The organism is Chryseobacterium flavum, from assembly GCF_003385595.1.
Taxonomy (GTDB): domain Bacteria; phylum Bacteroidota; class Bacteroidia; order Flavobacteriales; family Weeksellaceae; genus Chryseobacterium; species Chryseobacterium flavum.
On record NZ_QNUE01000002.1, the window covers coordinates 150,266 to 176,658 of the forward strand.

Genomic DNA, 26,393 nt, shown 5'->3' on the forward strand with positions numbered 1-26,393 from the left:
CTTACTTAAGCAATTTTTTAATATCTTCAATCAGAATTTCCCTGTCGGGATGGTACCTACCGGTTAACTTAGGTGTTTTTCCCTCCGGATCTTCATAATTCAGCCCTGAATAATAAAGGATAGGCATGTTATCCTTATTATATCTGCATCGGATATTCCCTTCCTGATCCACCAGGGCAATCATTCCGCTATGATTCAGGCTTTCACCTTCATCTTCCTGATCTCCGACATAAATATTAAATTGATCAGCCAGGTCACCAATATAGTTCCTGTCACCCGTCAGAAAATGCCAGTTTGGAGATTTCGCACCTATTCTTTCAGCATGTTCTTTCAAAGTTTCAGGGGTGTCATTTTCCGGATCAATACTAATGGAAACAATTCCGAAGTTGGGATCGTTAATCTCATTTTGAACAGCCTTCATATTGGTATTCATCACCGGACATATTGTAGGGCATTTGCTGAAGAAAAATTCTACGAGATAGACCTTTCCCAACATATCCTTATTGGTGATTTTTTTACTGTTCTGATCAGTCAATTCAAAATCCGGGACTTTCATCACAGTATAAAGGTTTTTCTTAAAGTACCCCATCCCTACCCCAATTCCCAGGAAAAGCAAGGCAATAACCACAATAGGAATGATTACCTTAGTCTTATTGTTTGTTTTATTATTTCTGGGCATACTTCTCCGGGGTTTTCTTGAATTCATCTTTACAGTAAACACTGCAAAAACCGTACGTTTTATTTTTATATATAGCTGTATCTTTAAGGGATCCGGCAGTTTTCATGTGACAGATCGGATCCTCTTCATTTACGACCTGTACATTTTCTATCTTCTTTCCAGAAGAGTCCATGTGACTTGCATGTTTTACCTGCGGAGTATCTTTTGCGCAGGACAATAGTGATATTGACAGAAATACTGTCAAAATAATAGGTGATTTCATTTTGAATTAAATTGAAATTAATGATAATGCTCAAAATAGAAAATACAATTTTGTAGGGACCGATAGTAATAAAAACACTGAAATATTGCTTTTTAGATCATATCTAACCCTTTCAAAATTTAAAACTAAAAATTTAGTTTATGACATCATCTACACTAACGGGGGATGAAATATTTTGGAAAAATAGTCAGTGGTATGGAAATCAAAATACTCTGATCCTGATAAGTCCAAAAGTCCGGACGGTTCTTTTTTATCAGAAAAAGAAAAAATCTCATTGGATAAAAAAATATCTAATCCGGTAATTTTTATCGTTTGGGAACTATTGGATTGTTTTTCTGTTTTTGCCAGTTCTTTTGTTACATAACATTTCCCTTTGCAGGTTGACTGCGGAATAGCTCTGTTCTCACAAAGGTTTTTGACAATATAATCGTAGTTAACAGCATAATTCACCAGTGGCAAAACGGGGCGTATTGCAATGGTAAAAATAATGAATATGGAAATTAACAACTTCAATTATTAGGTTCTGTCCTACAAAGATACTATTTCAAAATTGTTTTATACTTCATTTATGATGAATGTCATTGATCATTTTACAAATATCTTATAAAAGTTTTTTCATTTATTTCCTGAATCTGTTACCCATAAAATTAATAAAACTGTGTCTGTTATCCCGGCAATATTATCCCGATCTTTGATAAAGGCTTCAGATTTACATTTATGATTGAGATAAGAACAGCGGTTCCTGAAGATGCTCCATACATTGCATTACTGGGAAGAGTAACTTTTACCGAAACTTTTTCAGAATATTTCCGGGACCCACAGGATTTGTTTGACTACTATGAACGTACTTTTAATGTAGCGAAAATCAGAGCAGGCATACAAAACAATAACAATAAATTCTGGATTGCTTTTTGGAATGATCTTCCTATTGGCTATGCCAAGCTTAAAGTAGTTTCTCCTACGGAGTTTATTACAGCAGATGCAGTTTCCCAACTGCAGAAGATCTATGTGCTGAAAGAATTTCTGGATAAAAAAGCGGGTAAAGCTTTAATGGATCAATTGATGTATTTCTTTAACAATTCTGCCAGTACCCATCTCTGGCTTTCTGTTCTGAATTCCAATGAGCGTGCCCTTAATTTTTACTATAAAAACGGGTTTTCAAAGGCAGGTGAACATCAATTTACCATAGGTAAAGAAACATTTGATTTCATTGCCTTATCAAAGCAAAAATTTAGTTCTTTATAAAAGTTTAATCTTGTTAATAAAAGCTCTCCTGAATATTTTGGAGAGCTTTTATTTTATCCTGTTAAAACTTTTCATCCTGCCTCATTATTAATATATATGTTTTAAATAACAAAAGCCCTGCTGAATCAGCAGAGCTTTATTAAATATGATTTAGTTGTGTTTATTATTTGCTTCTTAAAATTTCATTCTCTGAATTCTCACTGCATTTAAAATAGCCAGCAAAGCTACTCCTACATCAGCAAATACGGCTTCCCACATTGTTGCCAATCCTCCAGCCCCGAGAATAAGGACAATAGCTTTAACAGCAAAGGCAAGAACAATATTCTGCCAAACGATCTTTTTAGTTTGTTTTCCGATATTGATGGCCATCGGGATTTTACTGGGTTTATCATCCTGAATCACTACATCTGCAGTTTCAATGGTGGCATCACTTCCCAAGCCTCCCATCGCAATTCCTACATCACTTAAGGCGACTACAGGAGCATCGTTTACTCCGTCTCCTACAAATGCTACGGTCTGGTTTTTAGCTTTGATTTCTTTAACCTTATTTACTTTATCCTCGGGCAGCAGATCCCCGAATGCATTGTCAATTCCCAGCTGGTCTGCTACATATTTCACTACAGTACCTTTATCACCACTCAACATCGTAGCTTTTACATTCATTTTGTGCAAATTGTCTACAGTTTCTCTGGCATCTTCTTTTATGCTGTCTGCAATGGTGATAAAGCCTGCAAATTTTTTATCGTAAGCCACAGCAATGACCGTGTACACAATATTGGTATGGTTAAGATCATAAGTGATATTGAATTTATCCATCAGTTTAAAATTCCCAATCAGAAGTTCTTTCCCATTAACCGTGGCTTTCAGCCCATGACCAGCAATTTCTTCTACATTTTCTAAAGGAATGGAATGATTGATATCTCCCACATAATTGTGAATCGCAGTTGCCACCGGATGGGTGCTTTTACTTTCAAGGGCATTAACCAGCTGAAGGATTTCTTCTTTGTTAAATTCAGGGCTTATGCTTACTTCCTGAACTTTGAAAACACCTTCTGTCATGGTTCCGGTTTTGTCCATTACTACATTCTGAATCTCTGCAATACTGTCCAGGAAATTACTTCCTTTGAACAGAATCCCGTTTCGGCTTGCCGCCCCAATTCCCCCGAAATATCCTAATGGAATAGAAATAACAAGGGCACAAGGACAGGAAATCACAAGGAAAATCAGCGCTCTGTATAGCCAGTCTCTGAACAGATAATCATCCACAAAAAAATATGGCAGTAAACAGATTCCTATGGCAAGAAATACCACAATAGGAGTATACACTTTAGCAAATTTCCTGATGAACAATTCTGTAGGAGCTTTCTGAGCGGTGGCATTCTGAACCAATTCCAGAATTTTGCTCAGTTTACTGTCCTCATAAGCCGTATTTACTTTTACCAAAGCAATACTGTTCATATTGATCATCCCGGCAAGGACAGTTTCTCCTTTATTTTTGGTATCGGGTTTACTTTCCCCTGTCAGAGCCGCTGTATTGAATGACGCTGATTCTGAAAACAGCTCACCATCCAACGCCAGTTTCTCACCGGGTTTCAACTGTATGATGTCTCCAATTTTAGCTTCTTTTGCTTTTATTATTTCAGGCCTGTTATTATTGTCCATAACCGTTACCTCATCCGGACGCTGGTCCAATAACGCTTTTATATTTCCTTTGGCTCTGGTAACAGCCATTGACTGGAATACCTCTCCAACCGCATAAAATAACATTACCGCTACTCCTTCAGGATATTCTCCGATAGCAAAAGCACCAATGGTTGCAATACCCATCAGAAAGAATTCTGAAAACACGTCTCCCCTGATGATACTTTTATAAGCATCCTTCAATACCGGGAATCCTACAGGAATATAAGCTGCCAGGAACCATACCAGACGTACCCAGCCTGTAAACCATTCGGGTTTTATATAGTTATCAAAGGTAATTCCCAATAATAAGATGATAAAGGATATAATGGCAGGGAGGAACATCTGGAAAACCTTCTGATCTCCTGAATCGTGAGAGTGATCGTGGTCATGTCCGTCTCCTTCTGAGTGATTATGTTTATGTCCTTTCGTATCTGGCTTTTCCGGGGTTGTACTACAGCATTTTTCCATAACTGATATTTTTTATACAAATGTAAAGGTGAGACTGATGCAATGCTATTGCAAACTTTCAAGACAGTTTTCGCAGATTCCCTTGGCAAACAAGCGTATTTCATCTATCCTGAAATTGGTCTGTATGTTTTCAGGGAATGAAATATCGTCTTTGCAGGTAGTTTGTTTGCATATTTTACAATAGAAATGCAGATGCCAGTCTTTGTGTGTTTTTTCATCACAATCATCTTCGCATAGTTTGTATTTAGTGGTGGTATTCTCCTGAATGCTGTGAACAATTCCTTTTTCTTCAAAGGTTTTCAATGTTCTGTAGATGGTAATCCTGTCAGCATTTTCAAAATGATTTTCTATTTCAGAAAGGGATAAAGCCGCATCCTGAGAGCTTAAGAAATCATATACCAGAATCCTCATACTGGTGGGTTTGGTATTTTTATCAATGAGTTTGTGTTCTATATCTTTTTTCATTATACGTTTTTAAAATTTTACAGATGGGCTTCATTTTCTTCGTAGCCTTGCTCTTCTATCTGAAAAGTTGTATGGCTGATTTTAAAGTTATTCACAGTAGTATCTGTCAATGTTTTTAATAATTGATTTTGAGAATATCCGTTCTCTTTTACAACATGCGCGCTCATCGCATTTACACTGGATGTTAGTGACCAGACATGCAGATCATGAATATTTTCCACACCCGGAATTTGTTCTAATGATTGGCGAAGTTCCCGGATATTCACGTCTTTTGGGGTTCCTTCCATTAAAACATTAATGGCTTCTTTCAAGAGTCTCCATGTTCTGGGGAAGATCAATAGCCCGATGGCAGCTGAAATTAAAGGATCAGCATAGTACCAGCCGGTTGTCAGCATAATGACTCCGGCAATCATTACACCTACTGAAGTAAGCATATCTGAAAGGACTTCAAAATAGGCGCCTTTCATATTCAAACTTCCTTCTGAGTCTTTTCTCAGGATCATCATTCCGACAATATTGACGATCAACCCTATTCCTGCTACAACCAGCATCGATTTACTTTGTACTTCAGGCGGATTCTGAAAACGCTGATAGGCTTCAAACAAAACATAGATCGAAATGCCCAGTAAAACCACTGCATTAATCACAGCTGCTAATATTTCTGTTCTGTAATAACCGTATGTTCTGGCAGGATCTGCTTTTCTTTCTCCAATTTTGATGGCTATAAATGCCAGCAATAATCCTACCACATCCGTCAGCATATGGGCTGCATCGGCTAATAATGCAAGACTGTTGGTCAATATACCCCCTATTACCTCAGCGATAAGATAAGTTCCGCTGAGGCAGAGTACAATCAGGAGGCTCTTTTTATGTCTGCTTCCTGCAGAAACCGTTTGTGTTGGTGTGTTTTCCATAGGGTGTATGGTTTATTTACATTTCATAATAAGATGTATTTTCTTTTTTGGGCGGAACATTCTGCTCTCCCGTCATCTGTCTGATATTGATTTCTATGGTCTGTGCCAGCGAAGTCATCGGTGTATCTACAGGTCCGTTTTCAAAAGGATCCTGCATTATGATGGATGTTTTTTCAATAGCAATGAATGTCACCGGGACCAGGAAAGTAATCGCAATTTCTACCAACAGCTGTGAATCATCAAGCCCAAACGGAAGGATAGCCGCAAAAACATAGATCAGAATATGAACTAAAACACTATAAGACCGTGGAAAAACGGTATTCTTCAGTCTTTCGCATTTTCCCATACTGTCGCAGAGTCTTGTGACGATATCATTCAGCTGCATTTGCTGGAAATCGGTCAGTCCTTTGGAAGCTGCAATTTCTTTCAGTTGCCTGGAGTGTTCGTCCAGGATTGCGTTGGGAATATTCACTGCTTTGATCTGATGTTGATCCAGATAATGCTGAACTTTTTCAGAAAAAGGTAACTTTCTCAAAGATTCACCAAGTGCATACGTCCAGATGATCTGTCTTTCTGCAAAATCTTTTATTATTTTGTCTTCTTCTACCCGCATAAACTGAATGATAAGCCTTACAAAAGTCCGGGAATCATTTACGATAGCCCCCCAGACAGTTCTGGCTTCCCACCATCTTTCGTAAGACTGGGAAGTACGGAATGCCAGCAGCAATGATACTGCTGTTCCAAGCAATGCAGGAATATTCAAAGGCAGTGATATCCTGCGAAACCATGGCAGCTCGTCCAGAAGACCAATGGCTATGGCAAATATTCCGATCAGCAGAATTTGGGTTTTTATTTCACGGATGAAATACCAGACTGATATTTTTTTGTTTAATAACATAATCAGGTCATTTATTAAAAATTCGGAGATACTCTTTACTTTTTCCTGCCGTCTTTATTCAATAAAAATTCCGTAAACAGCTCTAATATAAGGATAAAAAACGATATTTTACGGGTTCCGGCTGCTTTCATTAATGTTCGTGTTCTCCGGAATTCACCAGTTTTGCGTTCACGAAAAAGGCTCCTTTCACTACAATCTTTGCATTGTCCGGAATATTTCCAACCGGAGTTATCGCTGTATAACCCATATCTGATGTTCCTTTCACTACTTCTATTTTCTCAAAATTTAAGGTTTTCGGATGTGGTTTTCCTTTTTCATCGTGTTCTTCTTCAGCTTTTTTATCAGTCTGAATAAACACGTAATATTTCCCGTCTGCTTCTACAATGGCTTCTGTAGGAACTGCCGGTGTTGTACTCTTATCAAGGCTTACAATTCCCGTGATATTCATTCCGTCGATTAATCCTGATTTGTTCCCTATCACTTCACAATGCATAGAGATAGTTTTACTTTCGTTCTCAAAAGAAGATCCTATGCTGTAAATCCTTGCATCATATTCGGTTTCCGGGTTGTTGGTCAGTTTAAAATGAACAATCTGCCCTACTCTCATTTTAGGAAGATCTTTTTCAAATACCTGAAGATCGAGATGAATAGAGCCATTATCAATCACTGTGGCTACGGGAGAAGAAATATCTACATAACTTCCGATCTGTGCGGTAATACTGCTGATTGTTCCGCTGATGGGTGCTGTGATCACCAAACCGGATTTCATGTTTCCATTGCTGACTTTTCCCGGGCTTATACCCATCATCTGAAGCTGTTTTAAAAGGGATGCTCTCTTTGTTCTTAAGGTTTTCAGCTCTGCATCGGCGCTCTGAAGGTTTTTCTTAGCTCCTGCATCATTATCAAAAAGCTCTCTTTGTCTTCTGTACTCCTGTTCTGCATAGGTAATTCTGCTGTTGGTCGTCAGATAATCTTCCTGAAGCTGAATATATTCCGGATTGGCAATGGTAGCAATCACCTGCCCTTTTTTCACAATACTTCCTACCTGAATATTGATGGTTTTGATGATTCCTCCATACAGGGAAGTGATGGTAGCTTTATTACTGTTGGGCACACTCAGCAAACCGTTGGCTTTTATAGTGGATGTAAGCTCTTTCATTTCTACAGTTCCCAAAGCAACTCCTACAGATTTCATTTGTTCTTCTGTAAGAGAAGCTATGTTTTGGGGTTCCTCGTCATGGCCTTTTTCGGACTGCTCAGTTTTAACATCTGCCTTTTCCTGCTTTCCGCAGCTTATGATGGAAAGAGCCGTGACTGTAAGATATATGATATTGTGTTTTAGTTTCATGTTATTTATTGATGATTGAATTAATAGTAACGACAGATTGATTCACCTGCTGGATAGATTCCAGGTATTTTAATTGAATATTTGTGGCAGTCTGCAAAGCAAAAAGATATTCCACATAGGAAATTTCCCCTGTTTTATATCCCAGTTGAGCTGCTTTTACAATTTTTTCAGCATTCGGCAGTGCCTGATTTGTGTAATATTCGTACTGCTGTATGTCCTGCTGATACTGGTTGAAGGCATTTTCCAACTGAGCAGAAAGCTGTTTTTGCTGCATTTTAGCGTTGGCTTCAGCAACCTGCCTTTCATATTCCAATGCCTGAATTCTTGCTTTTGTAGCTCCAAATGTCAATGGAATCGCTACTCCTACTGTTGCTGACTGAAAACGCTTTCCGGAATTATAAAAATTCTCCTGTCCGTTGATGGTGTGGAAACCTATCAGAGACTGGTTGGTATATCCTAAACTGAAATCGGGAAGCCCAAGCGATTTTTCAACTTTTTTATTTTTTTCGGCAATTTCCATTTCCTGATAAAAAGCTTTTACAGAAGGATTGCTGGCTACCACGGTACTGTCCAGTACACTTTCTGCTGTCAGAGGAATATAGTCTTTATTAAACGGAACTTCAATATCTTCAGAAGTGTTCATAAGAGTTTTTAAATTCTTATAAGCATTATTTAGATAAACTTCATTTTGTCTGAGCAGCAGGTCAATTTCTCCTTTCTGGGCTTCTGCAGTACTGATTTCAATCTTTTTAATATCTCCGGCTTTGAATCTGACGGTTGCAATCCTAATAAATTCCTCATAGTATTGGTCCAGGCTGGTCAGCTGGGCTTTATTATACTGGAGATATTCGATCTGGTAATAGTAGGTACGAACCTGTTTTATCAGTTCATTGGCCGTAATTTCCTTATCAACCTGCTTACTTTTAATATTCTCATTGATTAAGTCTTTTCTTGCTTTAAAAAGTGTTGGGAAAGGAATACTTTGTGAGATGACAAACGACTGGTCAAACTTCGGACTGTTGTACTGCCCAAGCTGTGCTTCAAAACTTAATTTCGGAAGTTCTTTCGCCGTTGCCCTTAATGCTTCGGCGGATTTAATACTTAAGTCTTTTGACTGTAAAGTCAAATTATTATTCAACGCCTGCTCTACTGCCTGTTCTACGGAAACCGGTCTGGACTGTGCTTTAAAAGTCTGTCCCGGTATCATAAACCCGACAACAAGAATTGCAGTATACATTCCTGTATTATTATTTTTCCTTTTCAAAATCTTTGTGTTAAAAATGATATACAGCATCGGTAAAACAAATAGTGTAAGGAAAGTTGCTGTAACCAAACCTCCGATCACGACTGTAGCAAGAGGTTTCTGTACTTCCGCCCCTGCTCCGGTGGAAATAGCCATCGGCAAAAATCCTAATGAAGCTACTGTAGCCGTCATTAATACGGGCCTTAATCTGGTTTTTGTTCCTTCAAATACCCTTTTCAGAATATCGGTTTCACCTTCTTTTTCCAGCTGGTTGAATGTCCCGATAAGAACAATTCCGTTCAATACTGCCACTCCAAACAGGGCTATAAATCCAATTCCGGCACTGATACTAAATAGCATATCTCTCACTAAAAGTGCAAATACACCACCAATAGCACTCATAGGAATTGCTGTAAAGATCAATGCAGCCTGTTTGAACGAACGGAATGTAAAATACAGAAGCATAAAAATAAGAAGTAATGATACCGGAACAGCGATCATCAGACGCTTGCTTGCCTCCTGCAGGTTCTCAAACTGTCCTCCGTAGGTAAAATAGTATCCGGAAGGAAGTTTCACTTTATCCAGTTTTGTCTGAATATCTTTCACCACACTTTCCACATCACGGTCTTTTACGTTGAAGCCAATCACAATTCTACGTTTTCCCTGTTCACGACTGATCTGTGCCGGTCCAAGTTTGTAACTGATATCAGCCACCTGTGACAATGGAATCTGAGCTCCGCTGGCGGATGTAATCATCAGGTTATTCACATCTGAAATGTCTGTTCTGTGAAGACTGTCCAGACGGACTACCAGATCAAAGCGCCTTTCATTTTCAAAAATCTGACCGGCAGCTTTTCCGGCAAAGGCTGTGCTTACCGCATTATTGACATCTTCGATATTCAATCCGTAATTGGCGATTCTTGTTCTGTCATACTGTACATTGATTTGCGGAAGGCCGCTTACTCTTTCAATCTGAGGCGCTGTAGCACCGTCAACGGTCTGAATAATTTTCCCGACTTTATCTGCATATATGGCAAGGGAATCCAGGTTTTCTCCAAAAATCTTTACGGCAACATCCTGTCTGATCCCGGTCATCAGCTCATTGAAACGCATCTGAATAGGCTGGTTTTTCTCAAAGAATACCCCAGGAATCGTTTCCAGCTTTTCACTGATCTCATCGGCCAGTTCATTGTAGGATTTCTTGGTTTTCCATTCGCTTTGTGGCTTCAATACTACAATCATATCTGTAGCTTCAGGAGGCATCGGATCTGTAGGCACCTCAGCAGAACCGGTTTTCCCTACTACCATTTTCACCTCATCAAACTGCTTGATAATCCTTGATGCCTGCATAGAGGTTTCTATACTCTGACTCAATGAGCTTCCCTGAGGTAAAATACAATGGAATGCAAAATCTCCTTCCTGCAGCTGCGGGATAAACTCCCCTCCCATATTCTTGAAAATAAAAGCAGAGATAAGAAAAACCACAGCAGTCACTGAAACAATCACATATTTTACTTTGATCGCTTTCTGTAATAATGGCTGATATATCTTTTGAAGACGGTTCATCATTTTATCAGAAAAAGTTTCTTTGTGGGATATTTTCTTAGATAAAAACAGGGCACTCATCATCGGGATATAGGTCAAAGACAGAATCAATGCTCCCAGAATGGCAAATCCTACTGTTTTAGCCATTGGGGTAAACATTTTTCCTTCTACCCCTGCCAAAGTAAGAATCGGGATGTAGACGATAAGGATGATGATTTCTCCGAAGGCGGCACTGCTTCTTATTTTTGATGCAGAAAGGAATACTTCCTCATCCATTTCAGACTGTGTCAAAGCACGGGTAGATTTTCTTACGCCTAAATGATGCAATGTGGCTTCTACAATAATTACAGCACCGTCAACAATCAACCCGAAATCTATCGCTCCAAGGCTCATCAGATTGGCACTCACACCGAAAACATTCATCATTCCTAATGCAAACAGCAAGGAAAGCGGAATGGCTGAAGCTACAATAAGTCCGGCCCGCAGGTTTCCAAGAAAAATCACAAGAACGAAAATAACGATCAGGGCTCCTTCGATGAGGTTTTTCTCTACAGTATTGATCGCCCTGTCTACAAGGTCTGTTCTGTCCAGAAATGGTTCTATTACCACATCATCTGGAAGGGACTTCTGAATGGTCGGAATTTTTGCTTTGATATTGCTAACTACTTCATTACTGTTGGCTCCTTTAAGCATCATCACTACACCACCTACGGCATCTACTTTTCCATCATAGGTTAATGCTCCGTAACGAACGGCACTTCCCAGACGGACATCGGCAACATCTTTTATAAAAATGGGAACGCTTCCGGTTTCGTTTTTAACAGCAATGTTTTTAATATCTTCCAAAGAGGTAACCAGGCCAATTCCACGGATAAAATAAGCATTCGGCTTTTTATCAATGTAAGCACCTCCTGTATTCTGATTGTTTTTTTCAAGGGCTGTAAATATTTCGGTGATGCTGGTTCCCATTGCTTTTAAACGATTGGGATCAATGGCCACTTCATACTGCTTTAATTCACCTCCAAAACTGTTAATTTCCGCCACCCCCGGTGTTCCGTTCAGCTGCCTCCGGACAATCCAGTCCTGCATCGTCCGGAGTTCTTTGGCATTATATTTTTTCTCGCTTCCTTTTTTAGGGTGAAGAATATACTGATAGACTTCTCCAAGGCCTGTACTCACTGGAGCCAGTTCAGGAATGCCTACTCCTTTGGGAATTTCTTCCACTGCATTTTTCAGCTGTTCATTGATAAGCTGTCTCGCAAAGTAAATATCTACATTTTCTTTGAACACGACTGTAATCACAGAAAGCCCGAATCTTGAAATACTTCTTGTTTCCTGAATATCGGGCACATTGGCTATGCTTTGTTCAATAGGAAATGTCACCAGCTGTTCCACTTCCTGCCCCGCCAATGTAGGACATACGGTAATAATCTGTACCTGGTTATTGGTAATATCCGGCACAGCATCTATCAGTAATCTGGTGGCGCTCCAGGTACCCCAGATGATCAGCACCAAGGTCATCAAACCAATGATCACCTTGTTTTTGATACTGAATTTTATAATTTTATCTAACACGATTTGTATTTAATTTTATTGAAATAATGAATGCATACAGCATAACATACTGCAGCAAAAATATCCTGAAAACCTCTGCAATGGTATTGCAAAGTTTCAAGCACAGGTAGGTATCAGAAAGCAAAACTTTCTGAAAATCAATAAAAATTAAATCTTAGGAGGCTGCCAGATAGGATCGTAAACCTGGTAAGCAAAATCGTTTTTGTGAAATAGAATCTTCTTTGAAAAGTAAGCTGGAATTTGCTCAGGAATTTCTAACAACGGATCCATTTTAAATGCTGAAACCGTAATCTGGCAACAGCTGCATGCACACAACGGAGAACAGATATCTCCTTTGTCTGTGGAATGTGGCTCATGGATGCTTAATGCTAATTTTTTTTCTCCTGAATCAAATGCAGTGGACACATCTTCACACGGCATTAATGATAACACCATGAAATAAACTGCCAGTATCCATCTTAAGAGATTCATTGTTACAAAGGTAGAGATTTTTTGTAAATTGAGAAATTATTCATTTTAAAGTCCAAATTTGATTACAAATCTTCTTTATTTATTAGCTTTGTATAATATAGACTGCAATGATATGAATTAAATGATGATTAAATATATTTTTTTATTCTTTACATTATGCACAATTACAAACTGTGTATCGACAAATTTCGAAAGTTACAAATCAATTGAGAATTTAAAAAGAGATAAGGAACACTATGAAATTAAAGATGTAAATAGTAAAGCTAATTATGTAAAAGTAGGTCTAAGTACTCTTTACAATATACAAAACCACTATTCTATATACATCTCTTTTAAAAGTAAGGATATGACTGTTACAAGTATTCGATCTTCTACTTTCGGGGAAATAACCCCATCTTCTCATGATAGGATCTATCTCAGAAAAATTGAAAAAAAACCGATTACCGACACTATTTACATTAGTTTCCCGAACAAAGTATATGCATTTTACTACAAAGAAAATTTGAACTAAAAATAAGGCTGCCACAATTTAATCTGTGGCTATTTTATCACTCCTATTAAAAAAACCACCGCAAAAGCAGTGGCTAAAAAAATCAAATCTAGTTATTAATTTAAACTATAAGTTCGGATTATTTTCAATTTCTTTTTGTGGAATACTGAACAGATAATAATTACTGTTCGGAACAAAAGCAGACTGATCAGGGAACGCAAAAACCGAATGCCCTCTTCCATCAACTGTTTTTACGGTTCCATCAGGTGTGGTTACCTGAACTTTTATAGGCTGGCCATTTGCATCCACAAAGCGTTTTCTGATTACTGTTCCCTGAGTTCTGATAATATCTGAAAGCGAGAACCCTTCTCCAAACAACTCTTTTCTTCTTTCAATTAAGATTTCCTTCACAACAGCATCCTGAGATAAAGCCCCGCTATATGCGTTTGCATTTCTTGCAGACCTCAACTGATTCAACACAGTAACTGCCTGAGCTACATTTCCACCTCTTGCTTCTCCCTCTGCTTCAATAAGATACATTTCAGCAGCACGCATATAGACAATATCAGCAATAAGCCCTGTTTTAAATTTAAATTTAGCATATCTCAGCAAACCTTCCCTTCCTTTAAGTCCGTCCCATGAAAATAACTGGTACCTGATATCATTGGTATCGAACAAATCTTTAAAATAAGGATCCGCCATAAAGTTATAATAATAACTTCCTGATGAAGATACATCGAGAAAATGGAATGCATAACTTGCCCCGGATTGTTCCTGGGTCTGTCCGTGTCCCCAGATCCATTCTGCATTATTAATATCATTAAACCCTTCTTTGTATTTTTCGGGGGCCATCAGAGGATAACCTTCCCTCGCAATTCTGGCAGCGGCGGCGGCTTTATTCCATTCTCCGGTATTCAGATAGGCTCTGGCTAAAATTCCGTTCACTACAGCACGATTGATCTTATCTTTATTATTTCTTGTATAGTCTTTCAGCAAATTATCAGCCTCTGTAAGGTCACCTTTGATCAACGTATAGATTTCTTCCAGGCTCGCTCTCTTCTTTCCAACTGTACTTATGGTAGAAGGTTCAGTATAAATCGGAGCCGTTAAAGCATTTTTATCTTTAAGGTAGCTGAACTGATAGAAGCTGGCAAGATTCAGATAACAAAAAGCCCGTAATGCCTTAGCCTGTCCTTTTACCTGGTCCTTTTTTTCCTGGCTTCCTTTTGTTCCATCTATTTTTGCAATAACATTATTCATATTATTAATTGTGGAATAGAGCAATGACCAGATAAACAACGGGCGGCTTGCTGTATTATTCACCATCTCGGTAAAAGCATAGGTAGAAGCAAAGCCATACTTATTGGTCAGTACAGCTACATCACTTCCCATCGCATCACTGGCTCTTAAAACTGTTGAATAACCAATATTAGCGTAGGTTGTGCCATCATCATTAAATCTTGCCCAGGTTCCGTTAATTACGGTTTCTGCACTTTCAGCGGTTTTGAAAACCTCTTCATCATTAGCCTGATCCGTAGGTGCAGTGGTAAGTTCACTTTCACAGCTGACAAGAGACCATACTGCCAACAGAGTAAAAGATAAATATTTTAGTTTTTTCATTTTTTTCAATTTTAAAATTAAAGAGTTGCCTGAAGACCAAAAGTGATTGTTCTCATTGCAGGATATCTGTAGTAGGTAGTTCCATCCAGTGCCTGCTCTGGGTCCATTCCTTTATGTTTATAGAAAGTCAGAAGATTCTCTGCCTGTATATATATTCTGAATTTTTTAAGACCCAATTTTTCAAAATAATCCGAAGGAAGTGTATATCCAAGGCTTACATTTTTAAGTCTGGCATACGTTCCCGAATACAAAAATCTGGAAGAAGAGGAGGTCCAGTTATTCGTAATTGTACTCAATGCAGGAACATCAGTATTACGATTTTCCGGTGTCCATCTGTTCAGCATTTCCGCACTCCATGCTCTTCCTCCCGCACTACCGTTATGCATAATTGAAGTATAATCTGTATCCAGAATTTTCCCTCCTATTTTAAATGTCAGCAATCCTGAGAAATCAAAGTTCCTGTACACGATACTGGTACTAAGCCCTCCTGTTACTTTAGGAAGTGCTGACCCTTGTAATGTTCTTGTTGCTTTTGCATATTCAGAAGTAGTACCTTCTACCGTATTTCCGTTAGCATCTGTACTGATTGTTTTCCATAATGGCTTACCGTTTCCGGGATCTACTCCTACCCATTCCGGGATATAGAAGTCATATACAGAACCTCCCACCTGCAATAATTTGGTTCCTGTAAGGATAGAGCCTTTAGGTAACTTTGTAATCTTATTACTTAATGTGCTCAGATTTAAGTCTATATTCCATTGAAAATCATCATTTCTGATTGGGGTAGTGAATAATGAAAATTCAAAACCTGTATTTTTTATAGTCCCTATATTAGCCGGAAAGTCGCTGATTCCAATGGATGGAGCAACAGGCATATTGAACAGAAGATCCTGGCTTTTTCTCTGAAAATATTCAACATTACCTTTTATCCTGTTATTCAGGATTGCAAACTCTAACCCTACATTCAAATTAAGATTTGTTTCCCATTTTAATTCATTTGTTCTAGCTTTCTCAAGTACTGCTCCCGGTTCTCCGAGGTTGTTATAAAACTTATAGAGTTCCTGATAAGCATAGTAAAGCGGGAGTTTGTTAGGTTGAAGTAACTTATCATTTCCCTGGCCTCCATAACTCGCACGCAGGGTCAGCTGATTAAAGAAATTCAGGTTTTTGATAAATTCTTCGTTGGAAATCTTCCATGATCCTCCGACAGACCAGAATTTCCCCCATCGGTTATCTTTAAAAAACCTTGATGAACCATCTGCCCTTCCAGACGCAGAAATAAAATAGGTATTATTGAAGTCATACTCTACTTTACCCAGGTAACTCAGTAAACTCACCTTATCACTGTTTCCACTAAAGCTTCCCAATAAAGCTGCGGCATCCGGCTCATAGTAATAGGGGAGTGAAAACTGGCTTCTTGTTCCGGATATCGTCTGATAATCATATTTGTAAAACTCCTGCCCTGCTAAAACGTTTAAATGATGCTTTCCGAACTTTTTGTCAAAAGTCAGAATATTACTGGTTGTATAAGACAGTGTTCTGCTGTTTGATTTCGTAACTGATCCTCCGATCTCTGTGCCTTGTCCAATCAACGGATTTGAATAATAATGTCCATTATAATTCACTAAATCTACTGAAAAGCTTGACCTGAATTTCAATTCCGGCAGGAAGGTAAAATCCAGAAAACCTTTTCCCGAGAAATTATCTTCTTTATTTTCATTCTTATCTAATGGCAGAGTTGCAGCCAGGTTTTGATTCTGAAGAGCATTCGTAGGTCTGTATTTTCCAAAATCATATATTCTGTTTCCTGCAGCATCCAAGACATAAGATCCATCTGCATTTCTCTCATAGTATGGATAAAAGGATGGGACTGATCTTGCAGCCTGAATAATATTACTCGTATTAGAGTCCGAAGAAGTCGGGGCTTGCTGAATACTATTGGTATAGCTTAAATTCACTCCTACATTCAGCCATTTTTTTACTTCGGAATTGATTTTTAATCTTGTACTGTATTTTTTAAATCCGGATTCAATGGCTATTCCTTTATCATCCAGATATCCCAATGAGAAAAAATAATTGCTTTTCTCACTTCCCCCGCTGATATCCAGATCAACCTGATTTCTGGAAGCCACTCTCTGCAAAACATCTCTCCAGTCATCATTCCACAGAGCAGTAGCACCTGGTAATAATTTCCCATCGGTTCCTACAGGTTTAGGATATTTAATTCCATATGGGTTAATTCCCAGGCCCGTACCTGAAACCAGGTTGTCTGTAGCCATCTGTGCTGCCTGCTGATCATTTACCTGAGAAGATCTATAACCATTTCTCATAGCTTCCCAGTATAGCTGAAAATACTGATCTGTATTCACCTGCTCATAATCTTTTACAGCTCTGCCGGAAAACCCCTGACTGATATTAAAGTTTATTCTTGCTTCTCCTTTTTTTCCTGATTTTGTCGTAATAATGATAATCCCATTCGCTCCTCTTGAACCATACAGGGCACTTGCTGTTGCATCTTTCAATACACTGACAGATTCTATATCATTAGGACTTATTGAATTAAGGTTTCCGTCAAATGGAATTCCGTCAACAACATATAAAGGGTCACTGGAAGCACTGATTGATCCGATACCTCTGATCCTGATGGTTGCTGTAGACCCCGGCTGCCCGGAGGCACTTGTAGTCTGCACACCCGGTACTTGTCCTTCTAATGCTTTCGTGATATTGGTAACGGGTCTGTTATTAATCTTATCACTGGAAATAGTTGCCACCGAGCCGGTGTAACTCGTTCTTTTAGCTTTTCCATAAGCCACTACTACTACCTCCTCGAGTTCCTTTTCTTTGAGAGTATCTTTTTTAGCCTTGACTGATTGCCCGCTGATACTGTTAATTCCAAGGAAAAACACAGCAACAGATGGAATCCAAATTTTTGGATTTGTTAAATTTTTATTAATCATAATCAATTTTATTTATCATATATCAAAATTTTGCCCTTTGCAGATAATACAGCAAAGGGCATCGATAAATACGATAAACCAAATGCTTATTTTCCCTTTAAAAGGCTGAATGTAACACCTTGCCTGCTAGCAGGTTGTTAAGATTTCACAGGGTCAGTTCCCTCCATCTTTCTTTATAAGCCGATCGAAATATGTTTGCAAATCTAAAAATATTTAGTCTACAAAACAAGTAGACTTTTTATTTTTCATGATAATTTTTCAAAATTTAACTTAATTTTTAAATAAAACCCATTAAAATAGCCTGTTACAAAATTTAACATTTCAATATATATGATAAATATCATTAAAAATATTTTAAAATACACAAAGTAAACAGAATAGATATTTTTTGTGCTTACCTGGAAATTTCTTTACTTTTATAAAATGAAAGTTTTGATTATAAACGGACCTAATCTTAATCTTTTAGGGACCAGAGAACCTGAAATCTATGGAAACGTTTCTATGGAAAGTTATTTGGATATTTTAAAATCCGAGTTTACCTCTCATGAAATAAAATATTATCAGTCGAATATTGAAGGGGAGCTTATTAACAGGCTTCAGGAAGATGACTTTGATGCGGTAGTTATTAACCCGGGAGCTTTTACCCATTACTCTTATGCTATTGCGGATTGTTTAAAAAATATTCAGAAATATAAAATAGAGGTTCATATCAGCAATATCTATAAAAGAGAAGAATTCAGACAAAAATCCGTAACAGCAGCCAATACAGATGCTGTATTATCAGGTTTTGGTATGGATGGATATAGATTAGCCTTATTAAGTCTAAAGTAATTTGCAGTCATTTATTTCCACTGATTAAGATAACCAGAAAACAACTTGTGAAAACAAAGGATAAAATTTATTGTAACTCCATTGGAATTTATTCCAGGCAATTAACGAAGAGAAAATCTTATATCGTTGAGGAAATAAGTTCTGAAAATGTAAAAATCTGTAATGACGAAGGAAGACTTAAATGGTATCCTAGATTTTATTTTAGTCTAAGCAATGAACCGGAAATAATTTCAATTCAAATAGATGATAAAATAGAGAATAATAAATCTGATGCTATTGAAGTTACTATTGAATTTTCCAACAAAGAAAAATATTGGCTGACTTTCACTACTCCAAAGTATTTAGATAAAATACTGGATGAAGAATCTTATCTCTCTTCAAAACATTTCATCATTATAAAAAATCTAACTGAAAAATCTATCCTATCAACAATCTATAAATTGGATGAACAGAATGAACTGATAGAAAATTGTAAAAAATATTAATAAAAAAGCCTCATCAGTGATGAGGCTTTTTGTATGTATGCCAGGAACTATCAGATAGTCTGTTCCTGTAATTGAGGTCCTGAAGCCACTAACTTCTTACCTTCTTCTGTATCACAGTACTGCTCAAAGTTTTTAATATATCTTGAAGCAAGATCTTTTGCTTTTTCTTCCCACACTGAAGCGTTTTCGTAAGTATCTCTAGGATCCAGGATACCTGCAGAAACATTTGGCAATTCAGTAGGAATTTCAAGGTTCATGATCGGAACCTGAGTTTTAGGAGCATTATCAATAGAACCATCTATGATTGCGTCGATAATTGCCCTTGTATCTTTCAGGGAAATTCTCTTTCCTGTACCATTCCAACCTGTATTCACCAAATATGCTTTAGCACCGTGCTCCTTCATTTTACCGATCAATGTTTTGGAATACATTGTTGGGTGCAATGTCAGGAATGCTTCACCAAATGCAGGAGAGAAAGATGGCTGCGGCTCTGTAATTCCTCTTTCTGTTCCGGCCAGTTTAGAAGTGTAACCACAAAGGAAGTGGTATTGTGCCTGATCTTCATTCAGGATAGAAACCGGAGGAAGTACTCCGAATGCATCTGCTGAAAGATAAACAATCTTCTTAGCGTGACCTGCTTTAGAAGGCAATACGATTTTGTTGATATGATAGATTGGATAAGAAACTCTTGTATTTTCAGTGATAGATCCATCTGTGTAATCTGCTACTCCATTGTTAATAACAACGTTTTCAAGAAGTGCATCTCTCTTGATCGCCCTGAAAATATCCGGTTCTTTTTCTTCTGACAAGTCAATTACTTTAGCATAACATCCTCCTTCATAGTTAAATACTCCGTTGTTATCCCATCCATGCTCATCGTCACCGATAAGGTATCTTTTAGGATCTGCTGATAAAGTAGTTTTACCTGTCCCTGAAAGACCAAAGAATAAAGCTACATCACCTTTTTCTCCTACGTTTGCTGAACAGTGCATTGATGCCATTCCTTTTAGCGGCAGGTAATAATTCATCATGGCAAACATTCCTTTCTTCATTTCACCTCCGTACCAGGTACCTCCGATAATCTGTAACTTTTCAGTAAGGTTAAACATAATAAAGTTTTCAGAATGCAAGCCCTGTGCTTCCCAATTTGGATTTGTTGTTTTGGAACCATTGATTACAGTGAAATCTGGTTCACCAAAGTTTTCTAACTCATAGTGAGAGGGACGGATGAACATATTGGTAACGAAATGTGCCTGCCATGCTACTTCCATTATAAATCTCACCTTAAGTCTTGTATCTGCATTTGTTCCACAGAAAGCATCTACAACATAAATTTTCTTAGCTTCAGAAAGCTGATTCGCCACTAGTTCTTTACAAGACCCGAAAATTTCCGGAGTAGTAGGTAAGTTTACTTTACCATCCCAGAAAATTGTATCTCTTGTAACATCATCCTGAACAATATATCTGTCTTTAGGTGAACGACCTGTGAAAATTCCTGTTTTTACTGATACCGCGCCAGATTCTGTAAGCTCAGCTTTCTCAAATCCCTGATTTTCAAGAGAAACTTCAGCCTGGTATAATTCTTCATAAGAAGGATTATACACTACTTCATAGTTTCCTTTAATCCCTAATTTCTCTAAATCCTGGATGATTTTAGTGTTTTTCATTTTACTTATATTTTCTATTTCTTTATTGCTTTCAACAAAAATAATATTAATTATTTGTTAAAGGTGGTTTAAATATACTGATATAAGTCAGAATGGCAAACAAAAAAACAGTTTTGTAAACTACTGATTATGAGCCAATTATTTCAAACCAATCAAAAACAGCAGGAAAACCTTTATCCCAAAAATAGCCCTTATAGTCCCCAAATTTGGCACTCATTACAAAATCTCCGCCCCATGCGCCCAAACTTTTGACAAATGAAGGGCAATCTGAGAATAATCTCTCTTTAACTGTGAGAATTTCAAGAAAATCGGCTATTTTTCGCTCATGAATCATCATTAATTCGGAAAAATTTTCCAATTCATCGCATAACATTATTTTCTTTGTGATTTCCGAAAATTCATTAACCAGTTCCGGAGACTTCTTTTTTGATTTGTAAAAATTGATTCCTTCCCTGCTGTCCTGTTTCTGATTTAAGTGGATAAAAATCAGTTCATTTTTAAAAGAAGGATTAAACCTGACCTTTTCATATTTAATCTCAGGTTTACTCTGAAAAAGGACTGCAGATTTTTCTTTTGCTACCGCAATATCATATCCGCTTCCTCCCAGGCTTATCGTATTAAGGTGGAAAGGATCAATCCCTGCCCATTCTGCAAGGTTGGTCATCAGCGTAGAACTGCTTCCCAAGCCATAGTCGGCAGGAAACTGAAGATTGGTTTTTAAATGGTAAGTAAGGTTAGTCTTGAATTTGGTGCGGGAAAGCTGCTGAACATTCTTCAATGTCTTAGTAATAAATTCAGCGCTTGACGGAATGTTGGTTTCCAAGATCTGCCAGGTTTTATAGTTGATGACAGTCTTTAACCATAATATGTCCTGATGATAGGCCTCCCATATAATGAGAGATCTATTATCATCTGTTTCTTCAAAGAAAAACTCTTGTCCCAGCCTGGTAGGTACCGCTAGGACAAGAGCTCCGTCGATTGCGAAATATTCTGAAGTAAGCATAAGCTTGCCCGGTGAAAATATCGCATTCATATGTTCTTCATTAAATTGCAGAAGTAGATTCTACTGATCCGTCAATTTTTTTGATCAATCCCTGAAGGGTCTTCCCCGGCCCTACTTCAACAAAGTTAGAAGCTCCGTCTTTAATCATATTCTGAACAGATTGTGTCCATTTCACAGGACCTGTAAGCTGAGCAATAAGGTTTTGCTTAATTTCATCAGGGTTTGTTACTGCTGTAGTAGTAATATTCTGATATACGGGAATTGTTGCTTTTCTGAATTTTGTTGTTTCAATAGCTGCGGCCAGTCTTTCCTGCGCCGGCTGCATCAATGGTGAATGAAACGCTCCGTTTACCGGCAATAACAAAGCTCTTTTTGCTCCCGCTTCTTTTAACTTTATACAAGCTTCCTCTACGGCAGGAGTCTCTCCTGAAATCACTAATTGCCCAGGACAGTTATAATTTGCAGGAACTACAATTCCACTGATCTGAGCACAGATTTCTTCCACCTTAGCATCTTCCAGCCCTAAAATAGCAGCCATAGAACTTGGATTAGCATCACAAGCCTCCTGCATTGCTTTAGCTCTTTCGGATACTAATTTCAAGCCATCATCAAATGATAAAACTCCATTGGCAACCAATGCAGAAAATTCACCTAAAGAATGTCCTGCTACCATTTCAGCACCAAGACCGTTAACGGCTTTTAATGCTGCTACTGAATGTATAAAAATTGAAGGCTGGGTAACCTCTGTTTTCTTAAGATCCTCATCTGTTCCGTTAAACATAATGGAAAGAATATCGAATCCTAAAATTTCATTGGCAGATTCCATCAGATCTTTGATATCTTTTCTAGAATCATACAATTCTTTTCCCATTCCTACGAACTGAGAACCCTGCCCCGGAAATACAAGTGCTTTCATGTACTGAGTTAAATATTATGCAAATATAATTATAATGTTAAGAATATTCTGTTAAAGAGATATAAATCATTTATGGAACTAACCTGATCACCCTATAACCGGTATTCACATAAGCTCCGTTAGCTTTTGATTTTACAAACTCAAATTTTGTTGCAAGCTGAGTCTGTACCTTGTTCATTTGTTTAAAGATCTCTCCTTTCTTATTTTCTCTGGTCAACATATCGTTCACTACATCAAAACCTATTATTGCATATTTTGGAGGTGTTTTACAGTATTTGGTTTTATAGGCTGCCAGAATTTCTTTTTCAAAACTTCCATCAGTATTGATCTTTCTATCCATCAGGTAAACTAAACTTGCCTGACTTAATTCATCAACTTTCTTTTCGAACACCGGAGAATAGAACATACTGAAAGCCTTTACCCCCTGTACTTCTTTAGAAAGCACAATCATCCTGTTTGCGAAGGATTCTCCCATGGAATTATCTTCATTGGCTAAAACAGCAATAACCGGAGCTGATTGCCCTGTCATCATATTTTGATCCAGCTGAATTTCGGCAGGAGAATTTACAATAACTATATTTGGATTTTTCACCGCTTTTTCAAGGCCGGCTTTAATATAATTGGCGTTTTCCTTTTTAGCATCAGCAACAATATAAATTTTCTGATCTGAATAAACCCCTTTTACTTCTTCTACAATCTTATCGGCATAAGTTTGATTATTGGTCTCAACAATAATCAGATTACTGTAGTTGTACAATTCCGGTGAATTGGCAAATGGAGCTACGATCGGGATTTTCTGATTTCTGGTAAAATCAAGTACATCTATGACATTGGACTTAAAGAATGGCCCAATAATAAGATCCGTATTATCCGGATTAATCTGGGTCAGGGAATTTTTAAATGAAGATTCATTTCCTGAATCCACCACTTTAATATCCAGTTTCTGACCTCCTCCCGCATTTCTTTCAATAGCCAGCTTAGCTCCTGTCAAGAAGTCCAAAGCCATTGTTCTGTATTGGGTTTCATTTGTACTATACCCAAATGGAAGCATCAATACTACACTTAACGCATCTCCGTTTTTCTTAACATATGCCGGATCCTGCTTTTTAATCTTTAGAACCATTCCGGTTTTCAATCCATGTGAAAGTTCCGGGTTAAGAGCGATTAAATCATCAATACTAACACCAAATCTGTTGACAATAGAGAAGACTGTATCTCCCTGTTGAACTGTATAGGTAACATAATCATCTGCAACAGCAACATTTGATGTGGAAGAAGATTTTTCATTTCCTGAATCCATTTTAGCTTTAGGATTTGCAGGCTCGGAAACCGTATCTGTATTTGATCTTTTTATTTTAATGGAATCTCCAGGTTTTAGTCCTTTTTCTTCCAATCCGGGATTTAAGGCGAAAAGGTCCTGCTGGCTAATTCCAAACTGTTTTGTAATTCTGTAATAATTATCTTTTGACTGGATTACATAGGTTTCACCTTCTGTTGCAGATAAGTCTGTGTTCCCTGTAGATTTTTCTGCAGGGATCCCGGTAACGGCTACTGTCTGCTGGTTTCCACCATACTTTTTAATACTTTCAAGAGGTAATGTGATCTCATCTCCGATTTTCATATGAGAATCCAGTTCGGGATTCAACTTTCTTAAATCAGTTTCAGAGATCCTGTATTGTTTTGTAATTCCATAAATTGTTTGTTTAGGCTGTAAAACAATTTTACCCAAAGAAACACCTGCACTGGTTTTCACTTTTTCAGCAGCTGTAGTTTTAGTAGCTACCGGAGTAGCTGCTTTATCTGATTTTATTGTTAAAACATCCCCAATAGCCAATTTACCGTCTTTATGCTTTGGGTTTAGCTTCAGCAATTCATCTACAGTTATTCCATACTTTTTTGCAATGTTGTAAGGGTTATCGCCTTGTACAACCGTATGTGATTTTTGAGCTGAAACTCCCAAAACCATACATAAACTGGATAGAATAAAAAACCTCTTTATCATGTTTGATAATTATAATTTACAAAAATACTTCTTTAAAATTAAATGGCAACAATTATTAATTTTGATTCTTGTACCACCATCTCTTCTAAACAATTTTCAAGCCACGAATATCCATAGTCTGAAAAGAATACACTAAAGTTATAAACTCTTTCCTGCCATGTTTTGGCCGGATGAACATCTAAAAATAGTTTTTCAAGTCTTTCCAGCAATTCATTTTGTTTTATTTTCTCGGCATGAAGCAAACGTTTTTTCATTCTTTTAAATGACTTCAGCTGTCGTACTTCTTCTGCCTTCACCATATTTCCGAAAGATTTCTCTGTAGTTTCTGCCGAAGCCTTCAATGCTGAAAAATTAGTAACCAGCAATTTTTCTTTTTCTTCCAGTAATTGCAGAAGGGAATTATCTTCTAAAATCTTTTGATTGGTTAATACAGTGAAGTTCTGGAAAAAATCTTCTACTTTAAGGTCCAGTTTATTAATTTTTCCTAATGTTTTTTCTTTGAGGAAAAGCATCGAGTTTCTTGGAATCAGGATAGGAAAAGGAATATTGATTCTGGAGAAGTAATCTTTCAGTTCAAGCCAATACATAATTTCGGCATTTCCTCCTATATAAGCCAGATTAGGCAGTACATTTTCCTGATATACCGGACGCATCAAGGCATTGGGACTGAATTTCTCAGGATAATTTTCCAATTCAGCCAGTATTTCTTCTTTTGTAAACTGAATTCCCTTGTCTACAATGATATACTTCTGTCCGTTAAATTCTATTCTGTCTCTGGTTTCAGAAAGGTAAAAAAGGTTAATTTCACGAGGATTTACCTGAACCTTTCCATATTTCTCCGTCAGAAAATCTACTTTGTTTTTGGAGGTTTTCTGTAAACTGAAGTGAAGAAGCTCATCTTTAAAGACCTCCTTTATCTGATTTTTAAGTTCCTTAGAGTCTCCATCCAGAATCAAAAGCCCAAATTCTGAAAAAAGACGATTAACAAGAATCTTAATCGCTTCTGTCAAAGTGTTTCCAGTTTTATAGGCTTCCTTCATCATTAAGATCAGTTCTGTCCCGAAAACAGAATCTTTAAATTCTTTTTCAAATTCAGAAATAAAATAGGTATCACTGATTTCAATTCTTCCTACCGGGCCACCGGATTTCTCATTGGTTTCGTAATAATTATTTTCAGTTTTAAAGTGATTAATCTCAGCAAAATCATGATCCTCCGAAGCCATCCAATACACCGGAACAAAGTTAAAATCCGGAAAATTTTCTTTCAGATAAGTACATGTCTTTATTGTCTGAAGAATTTTATATACAAAGAAAACAGGTCCTGAAAATAAGTTCAGCTGATGTCCGGTTGTAATGGTAAATGTATTGGGCAGTTTAAGATTCCCCAGGTTTTCCCTCTGCTTCGAAGAAAGAGAAAAGCCTGCAAGCTGGCCGTCCAGCACCTCAGATAAAATATTTCTCTGTTCTGATGTAAAAGAATCTTTTTTCAGATGAATCTGCTGTCTGAAATGATCCAAAGAAAAAGTATTATTTTCAAAACCCTCAATGTCCTGATTTAAAAAATCTTTTATCAGCTGAGGAATATTTTCTATATCGTTAAATGATATCTTATTAATTGTTTTCAAC

General features: G+C 37.4%; 20 protein-coding genes and 1 riboswitch. Of the genes, 3 read left to right on the forward strand and 17 right to left on the reverse strand.

Annotated features, from left to right (window positions below; genetic code table 11):
- Position 1 precedes the first annotated feature (1 nt).
- The 3 genes from DRF59_RS02830 to DRF59_RS02840 form a co-directional block, all read right to left on the reverse strand.
- Positions 2–679, reverse strand: a complete 678-nt coding sequence (locus DRF59_RS02830) for an SCO family protein (RefSeq protein ID WP_115956772.1) — start codon at positions 677–679, stop codon at positions 2–4.
- Complete coding sequence (locus DRF59_RS20980; RefSeq protein WP_185144896.1) at positions 666–941, reverse strand: YHS domain-containing protein; 276 nt, start codon at positions 939–941, stop codon at positions 666–668. The genes DRF59_RS02830 and DRF59_RS20980 overlap by 14 nt, the downstream gene beginning before the upstream one ends.
- A 150-nt stretch (positions 942–1,091) precedes the next feature.
- Positions 1,092–1,454 carry a hypothetical protein gene (locus tag DRF59_RS02840; RefSeq protein ID WP_167456638.1) on the reverse strand — a complete coding sequence of 121 codons (363 nt, stop codon included), beginning with the start codon at positions 1,452–1,454 and terminating at the stop codon, positions 1,092–1,094.
- 204 nt (positions 1,455–1,658) lie between these two features.
- On the opposite strand from DRF59_RS02840, the gene DRF59_RS02845 reads away from it, so the two are divergent.
- On the forward strand, positions 1,659–2,186 hold the full coding sequence (locus DRF59_RS02845) for a GNAT family N-acetyltransferase (RefSeq protein ID WP_115956773.1): 528 nt from the start codon (positions 1,659–1,661) through the stop codon (positions 2,184–2,186).
- 174 nt (positions 2,187–2,360) lie between these two features.
- On the opposite strand, the gene DRF59_RS02850 is transcribed toward DRF59_RS02845, so the two are convergent.
- The 9 genes from DRF59_RS02850 to DRF59_RS02895 all read right to left on the reverse strand — a co-directional run bounded on the left by DRF59_RS02850 (position 2,361) and on the right by DRF59_RS02895 (position 17,863).
- Positions 2,361–4,337: a heavy metal translocating P-type ATPase gene (locus tag DRF59_RS02850; protein WP_115956774.1), complete on the reverse strand. Its 1,977-nt coding sequence runs from the start codon at positions 4,335–4,337 to the stop codon at positions 2,361–2,363.
- Positions 4,338–4,382: 45 nt separating this feature from the next.
- Positions 4,383–4,802: a Fur family transcriptional regulator gene (locus DRF59_RS02855; RefSeq protein ID WP_115956775.1), complete on the reverse strand. Its 420-nt coding sequence runs from the start codon at positions 4,800–4,802 to the stop codon at positions 4,383–4,385.
- Positions 4,803–4,819: 17 nt separating this feature from the next.
- The gene (locus DRF59_RS02860; protein WP_115956776.1) at positions 4,820–5,716 is read right to left on the reverse strand and encodes a cation diffusion facilitator family transporter; all 897 of its coding nucleotides are present in this window, start codon (positions 5,714–5,716) and stop codon (positions 4,820–4,822) included.
- A 16-nt stretch (positions 5,717–5,732) separates the two neighbouring features.
- Complete coding sequence (locus DRF59_RS02865; RefSeq protein WP_115956777.1) at positions 5,733–6,614, reverse strand: bestrophin family protein; 882 nt, start codon at positions 6,612–6,614, stop codon at positions 5,733–5,735.
- Positions 6,615–6,744: 130 nt separating this feature from the next.
- Entirely contained in the window at positions 6,745–7,962 is a 1,218-nt protein-coding gene (locus DRF59_RS02870; protein WP_115956778.1) for an efflux RND transporter periplasmic adaptor subunit, read from the reverse strand.
- A gap of 1 nt (position 7,963) precedes the next feature.
- Positions 7,964–12,325 carry a CusA/CzcA family heavy metal efflux RND transporter gene (locus tag DRF59_RS02875; protein WP_115956779.1) on the reverse strand — a complete coding sequence of 1,454 codons (4,362 nt, stop codon included), beginning with the start codon at positions 12,323–12,325 and terminating at the stop codon, positions 7,964–7,966.
- Between the two features lie 147 nt (positions 12,326–12,472).
- Positions 12,473–12,796, reverse strand: coding sequence for a DUF6660 family protein (locus DRF59_RS02880; protein ID WP_115956780.1), 324 nt, complete (start codon positions 12,794–12,796; stop codon positions 12,473–12,475).
- Positions 12,797–13,412: 616 nt separating this feature from the next.
- Positions 13,413–14,906, reverse strand: a complete 1,494-nt coding sequence (locus tag DRF59_RS02890) for a RagB/SusD family nutrient uptake outer membrane protein (protein WP_115956782.1) — start codon at positions 14,904–14,906, stop codon at positions 13,413–13,415.
- 17 nt (positions 14,907–14,923) lie between these two features.
- A complete protein-coding gene (locus DRF59_RS02895; RefSeq protein ID WP_115956783.1) occupies positions 14,924–17,863 on the reverse strand; it encodes a SusC/RagA family TonB-linked outer membrane protein in 2,940 nt (979 codons plus the stop codon).
- 83 nt (positions 17,864–17,946) lie between these two features.
- Positions 17,947–18,045: riboswitch (SAM riboswitch) on the reverse strand.
- Positions 18,046–18,286: 241 nt separating this feature from the next.
- Between DRF59_RS02895 and DRF59_RS02900 the strand changes: the two genes are divergently transcribed.
- A complete protein-coding gene (locus DRF59_RS02900) occupies positions 18,287–18,694 on the forward strand; it encodes a type II 3-dehydroquinate dehydratase (protein ID WP_115956784.1) in 408 nt (135 codons plus the stop codon).
- Between the two features lie 47 nt (positions 18,695–18,741).
- Positions 18,742–19,179, forward strand: coding sequence for a hypothetical protein (locus tag DRF59_RS02905; protein ID WP_115956785.1), 438 nt, complete (start codon positions 18,742–18,744; stop codon positions 19,177–19,179).
- Positions 19,180–19,229: 50 nt separating this feature from the next.
- On the opposite strand, the gene pckA is transcribed toward DRF59_RS02905, so the two are convergent.
- From pckA to bshC, 5 genes are all read right to left on the reverse strand, one after another.
- Entirely contained in the window at positions 19,230–20,846 is a 1,617-nt protein-coding gene (pckA, locus tag DRF59_RS02910) for a phosphoenolpyruvate carboxykinase (ATP) (protein ID WP_115956786.1), read from the reverse strand.
- A 127-nt stretch (positions 20,847–20,973) separates the two neighbouring features.
- Complete coding sequence (locus tag DRF59_RS02915) at positions 20,974–21,879, reverse strand: GYDIA family GHMP kinase (RefSeq protein WP_115956787.1); 906 nt, start codon at positions 21,877–21,879, stop codon at positions 20,974–20,976.
- Between the two features lie 10 nt (positions 21,880–21,889).
- On the reverse strand, positions 21,890–22,765 hold the full coding sequence (gene fabD / locus DRF59_RS02920) for an ACP S-malonyltransferase (RefSeq protein WP_115956788.1): 876 nt from the start codon (positions 22,763–22,765) through the stop codon (positions 21,890–21,892).
- A 70-nt stretch (positions 22,766–22,835) separates the two neighbouring features.
- Positions 22,836–24,767, reverse strand: a complete 1,932-nt coding sequence (locus tag DRF59_RS02925) for a LysM peptidoglycan-binding domain-containing protein (protein ID WP_241505466.1) — start codon at positions 24,765–24,767, stop codon at positions 22,836–22,838.
- A gap of 38 nt (positions 24,768–24,805) precedes the next feature.
- The gene (bshC, locus tag DRF59_RS02930) at positions 24,806–26,392 is read right to left on the reverse strand and encodes a bacillithiol biosynthesis cysteine-adding enzyme BshC (protein ID WP_115956790.1); all 1,587 of its coding nucleotides are present in this window, start codon (positions 26,390–26,392) and stop codon (positions 24,806–24,808) included.
- Between the last annotated feature and the right edge of the window lies 1 nt (position 26,393).

What these genes read in the sequence shown, in the direction of transcription:
- DRF59_RS02830 (WP_115956772.1), bottom strand. Translation starts at nt 679, where the DNA reads ATGCCCAGAAATAATAAAACAAACAATAAGACTAAGGTAATCATTCCT.
- DRF59_RS20980 (WP_185144896.1), bottom strand. Translation starts at nt 941, where the DNA reads ATGAAATCACCTATTATTTTGACAGTATTTCTGTCAATATCACTATTG.
- DRF59_RS02845 (WP_115956773.1), top strand. Translation starts at nt 1,659, where the DNA reads ATGATTGAGATAAGAACAGCGGTTCCTGAAGATGCTCCATACATTGCA.
- DRF59_RS02850 (WP_115956774.1), bottom strand. Translation starts at nt 4,337, where the DNA reads ATGGAAAAATGCTGTAGTACAACCCCGGAAAAGCCAGATACGAAAGGA.
- DRF59_RS02855 (WP_115956775.1), bottom strand. Translation starts at nt 4,802, where the DNA reads ATGAAAAAAGATATAGAACACAAACTCATTGATAAAAATACCAAACCC.
- DRF59_RS02860 (WP_115956776.1), bottom strand. Translation starts at nt 5,716, where the DNA reads ATGGAAAACACACCAACACAAACGGTTTCTGCAGGAAGCAGACATAAA.
- DRF59_RS02865 (WP_115956777.1), bottom strand. Translation starts at nt 6,614, where the DNA reads ATGTTATTAAACAAAAAAATATCAGTCTGGTATTTCATCCGTGAAATA.
- DRF59_RS02870 (WP_115956778.1), bottom strand. Translation starts at nt 7,962, where the DNA reads ATGAAACTAAAACACAATATCATATATCTTACAGTCACGGCTCTTTCC.
- DRF59_RS02880 (WP_115956780.1), bottom strand. Translation starts at nt 12,796, where the DNA reads ATGAATCTCTTAAGATGGATACTGGCAGTTTATTTCATGGTGTTATCA.
- DRF59_RS02890 (WP_115956782.1), bottom strand. Translation starts at nt 14,906, where the DNA reads ATGAAAAAACTAAAATATTTATCTTTTACTCTGTTGGCAGTATGGTCT.
- DRF59_RS02895 (WP_115956783.1), bottom strand. Translation starts at nt 17,863, where the DNA reads ATGATTAATAAAAATTTAACAAATCCAAAAATTTGGATTCCATCTGTT.
- DRF59_RS02900 (WP_115956784.1), top strand. Translation starts at nt 18,287, where the DNA reads ATGAAAGTTTTGATTATAAACGGACCTAATCTTAATCTTTTAGGGACC.
- pckA (WP_115956786.1), bottom strand. Translation starts at nt 20,846, where the DNA reads ATGAAAAACACTAAAATCATCCAGGATTTAGAGAAATTAGGGATTAAA.
- DRF59_RS02915 (WP_115956787.1), bottom strand. Translation starts at nt 21,879, where the DNA reads ATGAATGCGATATTTTCACCGGGCAAGCTTATGCTTACTTCAGAATAT.
- fabD (WP_115956788.1), bottom strand. Translation starts at nt 22,765, where the DNA reads ATGAAAGCACTTGTATTTCCGGGGCAGGGTTCTCAGTTCGTAGGAATG.
- DRF59_RS02925 (WP_241505466.1), bottom strand. Translation starts at nt 24,767, where the DNA reads ATGATAAAGAGGTTTTTTATTCTATCCAGTTTATGTATGGTTTTGGGA.